Raw genomic sequence first — 12746 nt, forward strand, 5'->3', positions numbered from 1 at the left:
CCGGCGACCAGCGCGGCGGCCGGCCCGGACAAGCCCTGCATCCGGCCCATCGCCTCCGACTGTTCGCGGAAACCGGGGAAACCGGATGAGCCGCCGACATCGCCGCCCGACAGCGGAATATCCTTCGTGCGGCACTTCGGATACTTCCGCCCGCTCTCGCGTCCAAGCTCGGCGGCAAGCATGTCCGTCACCGTCTCCGCCATCCGCCGATAGCCGGTCAGCTTGCCTCCGGCGATCGTGAGCAAGCCGGAATCCGAGCGGAACACCTCGTCGCGGCGCGAAACCTCGGAGGGAGACTTTCCCTCCTCGTAGATGAGCGGCCGCAGCCCCGCCCAGCTGGACTCCACGTCGGCCTCGGTCAGTCCGAGCGACGGGAACATCGCTGCCGCCGCCTCCACGACATACTTCCGGTCGGCTTCCGTCATCTTCGGCGCGGCGGCGTCTCCGTCGTAATCGGTGTCGGTCGTGCCGACATACGTTTTGCCGCCGCGGGGGATGGCGAACATCATGCGGCCGTCCGGCGTATCGAAGTAGACGGCCTGACGCAGCGGAAATCGGCTGCCGTCGAAGACGAGATGGATGCCCTTGGTGAGGCGCAGCGTCTTGCCCTGCCGGGACCCGTCCAGCTCGCGGATGCCGTCCACCCACGGGCCGGCCGCGTTGACGATATGCCGGGCCTTTATGACGCAAGACCTGCCGCCGATCACGTCCGCCGCGCGGACGCCGCAGATGCGGCCGTTCTCGTAGAGCAGCTCCTCCGCCTTGACATAATTGGCAGCCTTCGCCCCCAGCTCGGCCGCTTTTTTCATCACCTCGATCGTCAGCCGCGCGTCGTCGGTCCGGTACTCGACATAATAGCCGCCGCCCTTGAGGCCCTCCTTCTTGAGCAGCGGCTCCTTGGACAGCGCCGCCTCGACTCCGAGCATCCGTCTCCGCTCGCCCAGCTTGACGCCCGCCAGCCGGTCATAGACCGCCAGCCCGATGGAGGTGGAGAGCTTGCCGAACGTGCCTCCCTTGTAGATCGGCAGCAGCATCCACTCCGGCGTCGTCACATGAGGACCGTTCTCGTAGACGACCGCCCGCTCGCGTCCGACCTCGGCCACCATCTTCACCTCGAATTGCTTCAGATAGCGCAGACCGCCGTGAACCAGCTTGGTCGAGCGGCTGGAAGTGCCCGCAGCAAAATCCTGCATCTCGATCAGCGTGGTCCTCATCCCCCTCGACTGCGCGTCCAGCGCGATGCCGGCGCCCGTAATTCCTCCTCCGATGACGAGCACGTCCCAAGTCTCATCCGACAGCTCCTTCAGCAGCGAGCTTCTATCCAACGCTGAAAACCGGGTTTCCATGGACAAGCCTCCTCGATCCAAATCCTCTGAAATCCAACAAAAAAGCCGCAAGCCGTCCGGGCTGCTCCATGAGGGGCAGCCGGACGCTTGCGGCGTTCTCCGATATCTACAGGCCGATATTAACTTGCTTCAAGCGTACCAGAACAGCGCGCTATTGGAAAGCCCGAGTTGCCGCAACGGCTTTTTTCCACCCGGCGTAGAGGGAGTCCCTCTCCTCCGCCTCCATCGCGGCCTCGAAGCGGCGGTTCATCCGCCAGCTGCCGCCCACCTCCGAGCGGTCCTTCCAGTACCCGACGGCAAGTCCGGCGAGATAGGCCGCGCCAAGCACCGTCGTTTCGTTGATTTCCGGACGCTCCACCGGCACGCCCAAAATATCGCTCTGGAACTGCATGAGGAAATCGTTCTTCACGACACCGCCGTCCACCCGCAGCGAGGACAGCGGCATGCCGGAATCCTCTTCCATGACGGCGATGACGTCCTTGGACTGATAGGCCAGCGACTCCAGCACGGCGCGGATGAAATGCTCCTTTTCCGCTCCGCTCGTCAGGCCGAACACCGCCCCGCGCGCCTCGCTGTCCCAGTAGGGAGTGCCGAGTCCGACAAAGGCCGGCACGACATAAACGCCCTTGGTCGAGGTTACCCGGGAGGCATACGCTTCGCTGTCGGCTGCCGACTTGATCATGCGCAGTCCGTCCCGCAGCCACTGCACGGCCGATCCGGCGACGAAGACGCTGCCCTCCAGCGCATACTGCGGCTCCTCGCCCTCCGCGCAGCACGCCACCGTCGTGAGCAGCCCGTGAGAGGATTTCACCGGCTTGGAGCCGGTATGCATCAGCATGAAGCAGCCGGTGCCGTACGTGTTCTTGGCCATCCCCTCCTCGAAGCAGGCTTGGCCGAACAGGGCCGCCTGCTGGTCTCCGGCTACGCCCGCGATGGGAATGCTGCAGCCGAAAAAGTGATGAGGGACCGTATGGCCGAACACGCCGGAGGAAGGCAGCGCTTCGGGAAGCATGGCGGCAGGGACGTCCAAAGCTTCCAGCAGCTCCCCATCCCATTTCATTTCGTGGATATTGAAGAGAAGCGTCCTCGAAGCGTTGGTGTAGTCCGTCTTATGGGAAGCACCGCCGGTCAGCTTCCAGATGAGCCAGGAGTCGATCGTTCCGAACAGCAGCTCCCCGCGCTCCGCCCGCTCCCTCGCTCCGTCGACATGGTCGAGAATCCACTTCACCTTCGTGCCGGAGAAATACGGATCGATCAGGAGGCCCGTCTTGGAGCGGAACAGCTCCTCCAGCCCTGATCGGCGCAGCTCCTCGCAAATATCCGCGGTCTGCCTGGACTGCCAGACGACGGCGCGGCAGACGGGATGGCCGGTGCTGCGATCCCAGACGACCGCCGTCTCCCGCTGGTTCGTGATGCCGATCGCTTCGATCTGGTCGGGGCGCAGGCCTGCCTTGGACAGCGCCGCCGCCATGACCCCCAGCACGGACACCCAGATCTCGCTTGCGTCATGCTCCACCCAGCCCGGACGGGGATAATGCTGGACGATCTCCTGCTGAGCCGATGCGACGAACTCGCCCCCCCGGCCGACGATGACCGCACGCGTGCTGGTCGTTCCCTGATCGATGGACAGGATATAGGTATCGCTCATAGCTGCTCCTCCTTTTGCTTCAGCAAATGCTATATACGTTCATGCCTGCTTATCGCAATCTTCCTGCTTTGCTTCCTATTGAAGCCTTTCCCGCCTATACCGGCTCGGGAGCCTCTTCGCTCTTCCGATCAAAATGCTTCCACAGCTCCACGCGCGAGGTCGTGACCGCCGCCGCTCCGGCCGCCGCCGCCTTCTCCACATCCCATACCGAGCGGATCAGCCCTCCGGCGAAGATAGGAATGCCGGTCCTCTCCTTCACCTCGGCGATCATATCCGGGATGACTCCCGGCAGCACCTCGATGTAATCGGGCTGCGAGCGCTCCAGCAGCGCATAGCTCTTGTTCAGCGCGCCGGAGTCGAGCAGAAATACCCGCTGGATGGCGAGCAGGCCATTCTGCCTGGTCTTCGCGATGACGCTCGCCCTCGTGGAGAGGATTCCCGCCGGCCTTATGATCTGGCACAGAAATTCCGCCGCATGCTCGTCGTTCTTGAGCCCTTCGATGAGATCGGCGTGGATGAGCAGCTGCTTGCCGCCGGACCTCGCCAGATCAAGGATCGGCTTCAGCTGGCTGATGTGGCTGTCGAGCAGAACGATGTATTCATAGGAGAAGCCCATGAGCTTCTCCAGATCCTTCGGCTTGCGGATCGCCGGCAGGATCAGCTGTCCCTTGAAGGCCATGCCGTCTTCCTCCCTTATCGGACTCCTAGCCCCTTATCTTCCTGACTGAAAAAAGGAAAAAGCCCGCGTCAAGCTGCCGTTTGCAATGAAACAGCGCTTGATGCGGACCTCCCTTTCTCCGTCGCCCTATTAACTTGAATTCATTATATCGGCCTGCTGGAAACGTTGTCAACGTACGCTTGCCGCCAGGCGCTGATCCGCTCGCTGTTCTCAGCGAAGGCGGCGGACGTCGCTCCCGGAATGAATCGAACCTATACTGGCTCTAATGGGGATTACAGCAAAGTAGCTGTTTTATTGCCGATTGCTATTTAAAATTGAAGCTCTGATTGAACGATACTACAATGCTATTGGTTGAATGATGAGTTTATTCGGCACTGGGTAGTAGCCCATATATACTCAAAGCGCCACATCTTGGTATCCCACCCTAGCTACTTCTTCATTAATTAGACGTATACCAACCCCATTTTCTTCATCCCATGTACAGTCAAATGTTAGTCCAATATATCTGGCTTCAAATCGTCTTGCAGATGGCACATAAATTCCAACTAGCTTGATATTTTCAAGAAGTTTATCATTTGTTTCAATTAAAGGGTAATTTTCATCATATGAAACGTCGTACCCAAGTTCAGACCGCTTCTCTTTGTAATAATCTAAAATTGGAGTCAGAATATTTTGCTGAATATCCCCCCAATTTTCTTTTAAAGTGTTATATGAAGCATACTGTTTTTCACTAAATTCTCCATCTTCTTCACCATCTACCATCAAAGCAATATTGACTTCTTTTCCGAAAAACTCAATTGTAATATCCTTGCTCCACACATAATCGTATTCAAGTTCACCGAAAACTGCATCATTAATTTTCACTTTGAGAAATCTCCCTTCTAATTATCGGCAAATCCGCCAGGCTCAAACGCTCCTGCGTTTATCTCTCCTACGCCACCTAGATGTCCGAATTTACTGTTAATTTCAGACGGCACAAGCTGAATTGTTTTACCATCATTTAATTCGTGCCAAGTCAGCTTTAATTCCTCGCGAACATCTGCAATGTCCCCTGCTTTAATTTTCCCTGGGGTTAACCCAAATTGACTAGCCAACTCAGGTGAGTTATTAAGTTGCTCAGCAAATTTTATATCTGCTTGTTTAAAATTCGCAGTTCTAGCTTTAGTTCCATTGCTACCAACTCCGCCCACCATATGGTCAATTTCAAGTTCTGCTTTTGCTACAGGCGAAAAATCAGGTACTCCGATTTTATAATTTATCCCATTAATACCTGCTTCGTCTAATATCTTCTTCAATTCAGGGTCTGGTGGTGGTTTTAAAATACATTTTGATTCGCCCCTTTGCCCCTCAAAACCAACCGTTTTATTATTAGGTGATGGCGTTTGATGAAGTCTCGCTTCATAAGAACTAGCAAATTTAGTCTGTTTAAAGGCAGAAGGAGCATCATCTGCATCCATCCCCTCAACCTTCAAAAAACGATCAGAATCCGCCCCCTTAACATCCGCGTTCCCTTTATTCCCAGCAGCCAGATCAGCCAACTCACTCCGAGAAATTTCCATCTGCCTTAAATAGTTATCCTGAACAGGCGTGCGGGGCAACGCGCCGATATCCCAACCTGGACTTAGATCGGTTGGCATTCTCGGTCCTGCCGTCACAGGGACAGGTCCGAGCGAGATTCTATCCAATCCCGTCGGTACCGCTCCACCTGCCTTCTTCGTCAACGTGGTTATTCCTTCGACTACCTTGCCTGCTTTGGTGACCTTGGTGATCGCTGCTCCGGGTATCAGAATCGTTGATATCGCTCCAAGCGCCCGCGCTTTCTCTTCCGGACTCATCTGCTCGAAGTCTGCATAGACCTGTTTGGCAACGTCTACAAGCTTATCGGGATTCTCGACGAAATACGCGACACTTCCTGCCGTTTGTTTGACTGCTTCAATCGCTTCTCTGGTCGTCTGAGCCGGGTCGATCACAAACTCTACTACCAACTCACCCATATCGATGACGCTCGTGATGACTTCCGTGCCCAGATCGAGAACAAATTCCTCGCTTAAATGCATCGCCTGCTCCCAACCGTTTCTCCCATAGATCGTTCTTATCCACGCGACATAAGCCGTATACGGGACTTGAACGTTCATATACTCTTTATCTTTTTCCAGCACATGCTCATTAAAGTACGCAAAGGTAAGCTCATTTTCTTTATTGGCGGCTGTAATCAGCGTTCCATCGGACAAATGTGTCGGCGGCAGCATGCTTTTAGCATACGCCTCGGCGCCGGAAGACATGGAGGCCGCTCAAGCGGAACTGGACAAGATGTTCCAGCTTCGGCTGGATATTGCGAAGGCGCAGACGGCCTATCAGGTGTACAAGGCCTATGGAAACCAAGGGCTGATGGATGCGATGCATGAGATGGCCGAGGCGGCGAGGAAAGAGCTGAAGGTCCAGGGTGTCCGCGAGGCCGCATATGGTGACAATGTGGATCTCACGCCCTATTTCAGGAGGGCCGCGATTGAGGCCTGTGACTCCGATCCTTTGTGTATGGCCCAGCCGATGCCGCTGCCGCTGAACCCGAAATACCGGCTGCTGCTGAGCCTGGGTGTTCAGGAAGGAATCATGAGGGACTGGGCAAGGACAGAGCTGACTAGGCTGTCGGCGATAGAACCCTCTCTCCAATCGGCAGAGGACATGCAACAGAAAGAGCTGCAAGAGAAAGTCGCCCGCTTGAGATCCGCCGCCGCCTCTCGCATACTCCGAACCAGCGGATCCTGCTCCAGGAGATCCATCGAAGGCAGCGGCTTCAATCGATGAAGACCCGCTTCGGCCTGCATCTTCAGGTCGGCCAGTCCAATGCCGCCCAACGGAGTCTGATATCCCGCTCCACCCCAGTCCATTCCGCCTGACAAGGAGCGAATCAGCGTCATGTTCCGCTGCTCTGCATCCGCATACGCTTCTGCAGCACGGCGCAGCTCTGCTGCCTGGCGCTGCATCTTATCGTCCAGATGGGCAGCCAGCTGGCTGGCTTCCCGGTGCATTTCCTGCACACGGATTACCGATCTCTGCACCTAAGACTCTCCATACTCGGACCGAATGGAATCCTCCATCCGCTCCAGCCCTGCCATACCTCGTACGGTCGTCTCCTCCAACGAAACGGCAAGACGCTTCATTCCATCCGACAAGCTGCCCAGCTTGTCGAGTTGAACAGACTGTCTCATTCTCTTTACTCACCTCCTGGAGCTTGAACTGGATCCTTACAGGCTATCGGGCAAAAAAAAGACGCCGTCCTATCGACCGGCGTCCTCAATCTCATCTCAGTTGTTCAAATCATCCAGCATGGAGCCTTGCACAGTAATGCCGACGATGTCCAGCTCCTTGATTCCCTTCAAGGCCGGAAGAACGTTATAGGCATGTTTTTCTTTGGACAGGTCGATATCCTCGACCCAGGCCCGGATCGTATAGCCGCCGTTCGCCATATTGGCATGCGTATAAAGCGGCAGATTGCCCTTGTTGATCTGAATGGTCACCGTCGTCGTTTCCGTAATCTCATACATCTTGCCGTTCTTCACGTATTCGCGGTATTGGTAGCTGCTCTGGCTGCCCGCCGTGGAAGACTCGGAATAACCCTCCATCACTTTCTTCCAATAAGGATCCGTCGCATCGCCGTCCTGCTCCCGGGCTGCAGAGGACTTGAGTTCCCTCACGGTTTTCTTGTAGCTGTCGCTGACCGTCAGCAGCTCTTTCCCGTCCACGCCCTTGTTGTTTTTGGCGGACAGGACGCCCATTTTGCGCTCGAAGCTTCCCCCGCTGGCGGAGAGCTGCTCGCCCCGGATGTTGACCGCACGCTTGCCGGAGTCGATGTACATCAGATCGGTTCCGTAACGGAATGAGTCCGTCGCCGCCTCGACCAGGTCTTTATGATCCTGCGTATCGTCCGAGGTCGGCTTGTAGGTCACCGTCTTCACCTTGAACGTGTAGATTCCGGCGGGATTGAAGTAGTAGCCCGACTTGATCGGATAGGCGAACTTCTGCAGCTCGCGGTCCGTAGCGAATACGGCCTTGTCATAGCTGGATTTGCTGCCCGCGCCGTTTTTCGCCGCCTCCCTGGCCGTCTTATAGCTGCCGGCCATCGAGGTTTTCACGCCCCAGTCCAGCTCCCCGCTCGCCTGCTGGGTGAAGCTGCGCTCATAGCGGCCGTCGACGGCCGTCCACTTGATCGCCTTGCCGGCCGCATCGACATCTTTCATCCAGCGGACGACGTCGAATTTGTAGGCTTCGTTTTCCCAATACAGCTTTTTCGGCTCGGCCGTCTTGTCCTGGTTTCCCTCGATCTTCTGGTCATATTTATGCTGCACGAGAGTTTTGGAGCCGTTGTAAATGTGGACGAGGAAAGCCTTCGTATCGGTGCCGTCGTCAAAGCTTGCCGACGCCGTCCCTGTCCGCCGCTCGGTTTCCATTCTCTTGCAGCCGCCGTTCTCGTCCGCTTCCGCGCAGTAGTCGTACTCGTATTTCCAAGGCCGGACGACATCGCCGGAATAGAGAATGCTGCCGATCCGGTCCGCCGATGCCGGCTCGGCGCCCTGGAAGAAACGGCCGCCGACAGGATCGTCCCCGAAGTCCTTGCGGTCGACGACCGCCTTGATCTGCGGGTTGCGCGTAATGACCGTTCCCGCCTCGTCGACAGGCGGATTGTTGTCGTCCCGGAACTGCCTGTACAGGTCAGGCGCCTGGTTCGAGACGCTCAGAGCGCCGGCCGCATTGCCGGTCCAGGCATAGCTGGAACCGCCCGGGAGACGGAGAACAGCCGTTATATCCGCTCCGTTGGCCAGCGGGAAGTCCAGCTGCCGGGAGAGGACGTCATAACCGACCTCGATCGGCGTGATTTTTTTCACGGCTCTCGGAAGAGAGTCGATGGAATTGTTTGCCGTGTAGGATTCTTTCGGCGAATCTCCATCCCGGTTGACGTTGAACTGGACGCGGACGTCGCGCTCCGGCATGGTGAACGTCGCATAGAGTACCGATTCTCCGTTTGGATTCAGCGTGAGTCGGCCGGTTGGAGCGGTTCCCTCCTCTCCTTTGACCGAGTAGGCGACGCCTCGGACCGAGCGGTCTGTTCCCGTCTCGACCACACTCCAGGAGAAGGGCGCCGTCACTTGATTCTTGAACGTCGACTTCACTCTGACGCCGATTCTCACCTCGCTGCCGGATACGGCCGCCGATGGCAGCTGCTCGAAGCTGGCCGACAAGTCGGCTTCGGGAGGACCGACCAGATCGAACGGCGCCATCGGGATGCCTAGAAACGTTATTTTTCCAGGCGTATTTTCAATGAAGATCATGCCGTAGCCCCATGAAATCCGGGTCGGAGGCTGAAAGACATGCACATAATCCTGCCATTTTCCACCCAGGCTCGGTTTCGCGCCTTTGTCGAACACGATTCGGTCCTTATACGCTTCATTCTGACGGTTGTAGATGAATTGGCTGTACTTCTTGCCTGCGTACAGCCTGTTCAGCCCTTCCTGAATCGAATCCTCGAGCGTAACGTTCCGATCCGTGAAGCCATTGCCCCGCTTATTGAACTGATTCTGCACGATGAAATAGCGGTCGGTCACTTTTTCCTTGCGCCAAGGCTCCTCGATCATCTTCATATCCTGAATCTTGTGGCCGCTCCAGCCCGCATACCAAGGGGTTCCTTCCGTCGGAACCGAGGAGCCGGCCAGCGTATAGCCCGAATACTCCTTCACCGGAGGATTCATGTGGATCAGCGTGTCGCCATGATCGGATCCGTATACCACTTCAAAGGCATAATGCCCATCAATTTTTTGCGATTCCTGCAGCTTGTTCCGGATCAGATCCTTCCGGTAGGGTCCGAACTTGGATGTATTTTCCGGGAAATAGCTTTCAAGTCCGTAAATATCGAACATGTCCCGGTTGATCGCGGCCAACACTTCGGATGGATCGGAACTGCTCGTCAGCGCGCGCTCCGGAGGATCGCCCTGGGCTGCTGCGAAGGATGGGACTGCCGAAGGGAACAAGCTGGAAACAGCCGCAAGGACTAGAGAGATAGATAGGATTCTTTTCATTTTTCACCCGCATGCCCGCTAGTATTTTTTCAAAATGACCGTGATGGCTGTGTCGCTGTAATAGGCGGAGCCGACCAGCACCTTGTAGGTCGCATCCTCGAATTTTTTCGTTTCGAGCTCCATGTCTCTCTTGTTCTTCTTTTTCGCGTATGCGATGATGGCGTCCACCGTCTTGGCCTCGATTTTCTGCTTCAGGATGAATTCGGCTTCAACTAGCTGCCTCTCGAAGTCCGCACCCTTCAATCCGAAAGGCAGAATGAGGACGATGACCCCTCCGTCTTCCTTCACTTCGGACGGCTCCGAAACGTCGACCAGAAGCTTCGACTCATATTCCTTTTTGATGACGAAGCCGTTGGCATTGATTTCGTCCCCGGTTCCGCCCGTCGCCGGAGGCTTCGCCGTCCCGATTCCCGTCGTATCGATATAGATCGTATTGATTTTCTTGTCCCAGTTGACCGATGCGCCCAGCGCTTCGCTCACGAAGCGGATCGGCACGAACGTGCGGCTGCTCTTCACGAGAGCGGCGGTATCCATGAGCTTCTTCTCGCCGTTGACCTTGTATTCTTTCTTGCCGACCGTCACGGCTACGTTCATGCTGGCAGCCGAGACCGACGCCAGCTTGGCTCCGCTGTTCCAATCCACCTTCGCGCCGAGCGCCTGGCTGACGAAACGTAAAGGCACTTGTGCACGGGAGCTTTTATCCACGAACGGCTGCGCGTCCGGCAGGCTGATCTTCTCGCCATTGACGACGATGCGCAGCGGCAATGCCGCCGCCTGTGCAGCAACGGGAACGGCAGCTGCCGCGATCGTGCCGGCAGCAAGCAAGGAAATGATTTTCTTCATGATGGTTTCCTCCTTGGATTAAATGACGAACAGCAGCACGATGCCGAGGACGACCGCCACAAGCAAAGCCATGACGATGAAAAAGGGGAAGGAGATGCGCGCTTCGATCCATTCCATCCGGCTGAAATGCCAATCGAAAAGGAAGCGGGTCCAGAACCTTTGCCCGGGCTTCAGTTCCCTTTCTCCAAGCCAAAACCGGTAGAAATGGCCCGCCTGCACCATCTCTTCATTTCCCTGCCGGTTTTTGCGGATCATCTTGCGATGCTCCTTTTTGTACCTCTTGTATGTATCGCTCAGATCTTGCCACCAGCGGTCATTCCAGCTTTCCCATCGACGGTAAAGCCTGCCGATCATACGGCCTCTTCGCCAAGATGGTAAAACCGTGGCAAATCAAGCAGATGCGCGCAATAAGCGGCAAACAGCGAAACCTCCTCGACGACGCCGCCCGAGGCGAGAAGCGTCTTCAGCAGCAGCTGCTCGAAGCTGTCGGCGATGAGAGCGTCCTTGATCAGAGGCCTGCGGTTGAGCAGGGATATATCGACCGCCCCGAACAGCCAGTCCATGAACCCCGGGGCATGCTGGAACAGCGGCTGGGCAATGTAGAGGGAATCCCCGGGACTCAGCCCGCTGGCGGTTTCATCGATGATCAGCTCCTGCTCATGGGCAGCCAGATAACCGGCGTAAGCCCGTTCGGTGCGGCGGATCTCGGCGATGATGGCGTCATCTCCCCCCTCGCTCCCGGCCTTGGCTTCCAGGAAGCAGAAGGCGCCGATGAAGTCGCCAGCAGCCTGCCTGCCCCAGCGGCGCAAATGAATGAGCACCGCCTCTGTCGCTTCCTCATGGGATTCGGCCTTTTCAAGATCCTCTCCGATCTGCTTCACCATATCCTCGTTGTTCACCCAGTCACGGGCGTAAGCATGCGCATAGCCCTGCAGCCCGATCCACTTGTTCTGGATCAGCTGCGCAAGCTCCCGGCTGTGCTCCGGCTTCAGGCTGGAGCCTCCGTCCCCATATTCGATCAACAGCTTGTTCGAGAATGCTTCCATTTCCATGGGATCGTTCAAATCAATGGGAATGGATGTCTGCGGTGTAGCCGTCATTTCTTCACGCTCCTGTCGTCATCATGGGATGCTAGGCGCCTGACCTGAAGCTGCCCTTGGCATCCATCGGATCCCAGTCGGGATCATCTACCTTGCTCCAAGCGGAATAAATCACCAGCAGCACATACATGGAAACGGGAACAAAGGCGAGGGTGAGAAAGAGAGGCAGCTTGCCGGCGAACCTCTCTCCCAGAAGATTTCCCAGCGAATAGCCGAGAATGCCTGCGGCGCCTGCGCCTGCGAGCCCGATCGTATAAATGATTCTGCCGGTTTTTGTCTGAGGATTCGCGGCTTCCTGAAAAATGAACCTCCGGAATCTCAAGCCGACAAAAGCGCAAACGACGTTCAGCAGCAAAAGTCCCGCTGCCAGCAGCAGCCCCCCGTCCCAAACCCTCCAGACGATCCCCAGCATGAAAAGGACAAAGAGATTGAATTGGGAGATGCCGAAAATCACTTTCCGCTTGCGGGATTTCTCCAGCGTCCGTGTTCTCCTCATGATCAAAACAAACGCCATGTTCAGCACGCCTGCCGTAATGGCGAACCAGGCCGTCCGTGGCGACCAGGCCGGAATGACGGACATGAGCACGGCGCCGACAAGAGGCACAAAAAAAGCAGCGTACAAGGCATTTGAGCTTCGGGCAGGCCTAGCTTCGCGCGGCATCGATACGCCTCCTTGCTAAAAGAGTGATTTGAGTCCGCCGACGAGCGAGCCGGCCGCCTTCCCGATCAGATCTGCCGCTTGAGAACCTTTTTCAAGAATCTCGTCGGCGGCCTGCTTCGCTTTTTTGACGCCTGTCTCAATCGTGCTGTGGACGGCACCTGCAGCGGCGCTGATCGCTTTCCCGGTGAACTCCGCGCCTTGCTTCAACGCTTTTCCGGCTGCCTTCACGCCTGCGACGGTTCCTTCGATGCCCTTATTGAGCTTGTCTTTCGTCCAATCCTTGATCGCCTTGCCCGTATCGGAGCTCATGAATACGCCGACGCCCAATCCGACGAAGAAGCCGACTGCGGTCCCAAGTCCAGGAACAACGCTGCCGAAGGCCGCGCCGGCCAGAGCGC

The 12746-nt window shown here is 56.8% G+C and carries 12 protein-coding genes and 1 pseudogene; 1 reads left to right on the forward strand and 12 read right to left on the reverse strand.

Translation table 11 applies throughout. From position 1 onward, the window contains the following. The 5 genes from BN871_RS09925 to BN871_RS29890 form a co-directional block, all read right to left on the reverse strand. Positions 1 to 1346: glycerol-3-phosphate dehydrogenase/oxidase (locus tag BN871_RS09925; protein ID WP_048745722.1), on the reverse strand; the 1346-nt coding region annotated here is incomplete at its 3' end. Positions 1347 to 1497: 151 nt separating this feature from the next. Beyond that, entirely contained in the window at positions 1498 to 2994 is a 1497-nt protein-coding gene (gene glpK, locus BN871_RS09930; RefSeq protein ID WP_048745724.1) for a glycerol kinase GlpK, read from the reverse strand. Positions 2995 to 3088: 94 nt separating this feature from the next. Next, positions 3089 to 3673 (reverse strand): glycerol-3-phosphate responsive antiterminator, encoded by a 585-nt coding sequence (locus tag BN871_RS09935; RefSeq protein WP_048745726.1) that lies wholly within the window; start codon positions 3671 to 3673, stop codon positions 3089 to 3091. Between the two features lie 396 nt (positions 3674 to 4069). Continuing rightward, a complete protein-coding gene (locus BN871_RS09940) occupies positions 4070 to 4537 on the reverse strand; it encodes a DUF6985 domain-containing protein (RefSeq protein WP_021880439.1) in 468 nt (155 codons plus the stop codon). 17 nt (positions 4538 to 4554) lie between these two features. Continuing rightward, positions 4555 to 5922 carry an HNH endonuclease gene (locus tag BN871_RS29890; RefSeq protein ID WP_332310208.1) on the reverse strand — a complete coding sequence of 456 codons (1368 nt, stop codon included), beginning with the start codon at positions 5920 to 5922 and terminating at the stop codon, positions 4555 to 4557. A 31-nt stretch (positions 5923 to 5953) separates the two neighbouring features. Here BN871_RS29890 and BN871_RS09950 point away from each other — a divergent pair, with 31 nt between their 5' ends. Beyond that, a complete protein-coding gene (locus BN871_RS09950) occupies positions 5954 to 6478 on the forward strand; it encodes a hypothetical protein (RefSeq protein WP_157060253.1) in 525 nt (174 codons plus the stop codon). A 254-nt stretch (positions 6479 to 6732) separates the two neighbouring features. Here the strand turns inward: BN871_RS09950 and BN871_RS27585 are convergent, their stop codons facing one another. From BN871_RS27585 to BN871_RS28305, 7 genes and pseudogenes are all read right to left on the reverse strand, one after another. Next, positions 6733 to 6882 carry a hypothetical protein gene (locus BN871_RS27585; protein WP_021880435.1) on the reverse strand — a complete coding sequence of 50 codons (150 nt, stop codon included), beginning with the start codon at positions 6880 to 6882 and terminating at the stop codon, positions 6733 to 6735. Positions 6883 to 6978: 96 nt separating this feature from the next. Beyond that, on the reverse strand, positions 6979 to 9744 hold the full coding sequence (locus BN871_RS09955) for a hypothetical protein (RefSeq protein ID WP_157060254.1): 2766 nt from the start codon (positions 9742 to 9744) through the stop codon (positions 6979 to 6981). Positions 9745 to 9762: 18 nt separating this feature from the next. Next, positions 9763 to 10587, reverse strand: coding sequence for a copper amine oxidase N-terminal domain-containing protein (locus BN871_RS26175; RefSeq protein WP_049869171.1), 825 nt, complete (start codon positions 10585 to 10587; stop codon positions 9763 to 9765). Positions 10588 to 10605: 18 nt separating this feature from the next. Next, positions 10606 to 10842, reverse strand: a complete 237-nt coding sequence (locus BN871_RS09965; RefSeq protein WP_021880431.1) for a hypothetical protein — start codon at positions 10840 to 10842, stop codon at positions 10606 to 10608. 95 nt (positions 10843 to 10937) lie between these two features. Then, the gene (locus BN871_RS09970; RefSeq protein ID WP_048745732.1) at positions 10938 to 11687 is read right to left on the reverse strand and encodes a hypothetical protein; all 750 of its coding nucleotides are present in this window, start codon (positions 11685 to 11687) and stop codon (positions 10938 to 10940) included. 31 nt (positions 11688 to 11718) lie between these two features. Further along, positions 11719 to 12348, reverse strand: coding sequence for a hypothetical protein (locus tag BN871_RS09975; RefSeq protein WP_021880429.1), 630 nt, complete (start codon positions 12346 to 12348; stop codon positions 11719 to 11721). A gap of 15 nt (positions 12349 to 12363) precedes the next feature. After that, a pseudogene (locus BN871_RS28305) lies at positions 12364 to 12746 on the reverse strand (hypothetical protein); the annotation flags it as partial.

Origin of the sequence: Paenibacillus sp. P22 (genome assembly GCF_000469945.2) — a bacterium.
GTDB lineage: Bacteria > Bacillota > Bacilli > Paenibacillales > Paenibacillaceae > Paenibacillus_O > Paenibacillus_O humicus.

Excerpts from the sequence above, each read along its gene's own strand:
- BN871_RS09965 (WP_021880431.1), bottom strand. The coding sequence starts at position 10,842 with ATGATCCGCAAAAACCGGCAGGGAAATGAAGAGATGGTGCAGGCGGGC.
- BN871_RS09955 (WP_157060254.1), bottom strand. The coding sequence starts at position 9,744 with ATGAAAAGAATCCTATCTATCTCTCTAGTCCTTGCGGCTGTTTCCAGC.
- BN871_RS09950 (WP_157060253.1), top strand. The coding sequence starts at position 5,954 with ATGGAGGCCGCTCAAGCGGAACTGGACAAGATGTTCCAGCTTCGGCTG.
- BN871_RS29890 (WP_332310208.1), bottom strand. The coding sequence starts at position 5,922 with ATGCTGCCGCCGACACATTTGTCCGATGGAACGCTGATTACAGCCGCC.
- BN871_RS09935 (WP_048745726.1), bottom strand. The coding sequence starts at position 3,673 with ATGGCCTTCAAGGGACAGCTGATCCTGCCGGCGATCCGCAAGCCGAAG.
- BN871_RS09970 (WP_048745732.1), bottom strand. The coding sequence starts at position 11,687 with ATGACGGCTACACCGCAGACATCCATTCCCATTGATTTGAACGATCCC.
- BN871_RS26175 (WP_049869171.1), bottom strand. The coding sequence starts at position 10,587 with ATGAAGAAAATCATTTCCTTGCTTGCTGCCGGCACGATCGCGGCAGCT.
- BN871_RS27585 (WP_021880435.1), bottom strand. The coding sequence starts at position 6,882 with ATGAGACAGTCTGTTCAACTCGACAAGCTGGGCAGCTTGTCGGATGGA.
- glpK (WP_048745724.1), bottom strand. The coding sequence starts at position 2,994 with ATGAGCGATACCTATATCCTGTCCATCGATCAGGGAACGACCAGCACG.
- BN871_RS09975 (WP_021880429.1), bottom strand. The coding sequence starts at position 12,348 with ATGCCGCGCGAAGCTAGGCCTGCCCGAAGCTCAAATGCCTTGTACGCT.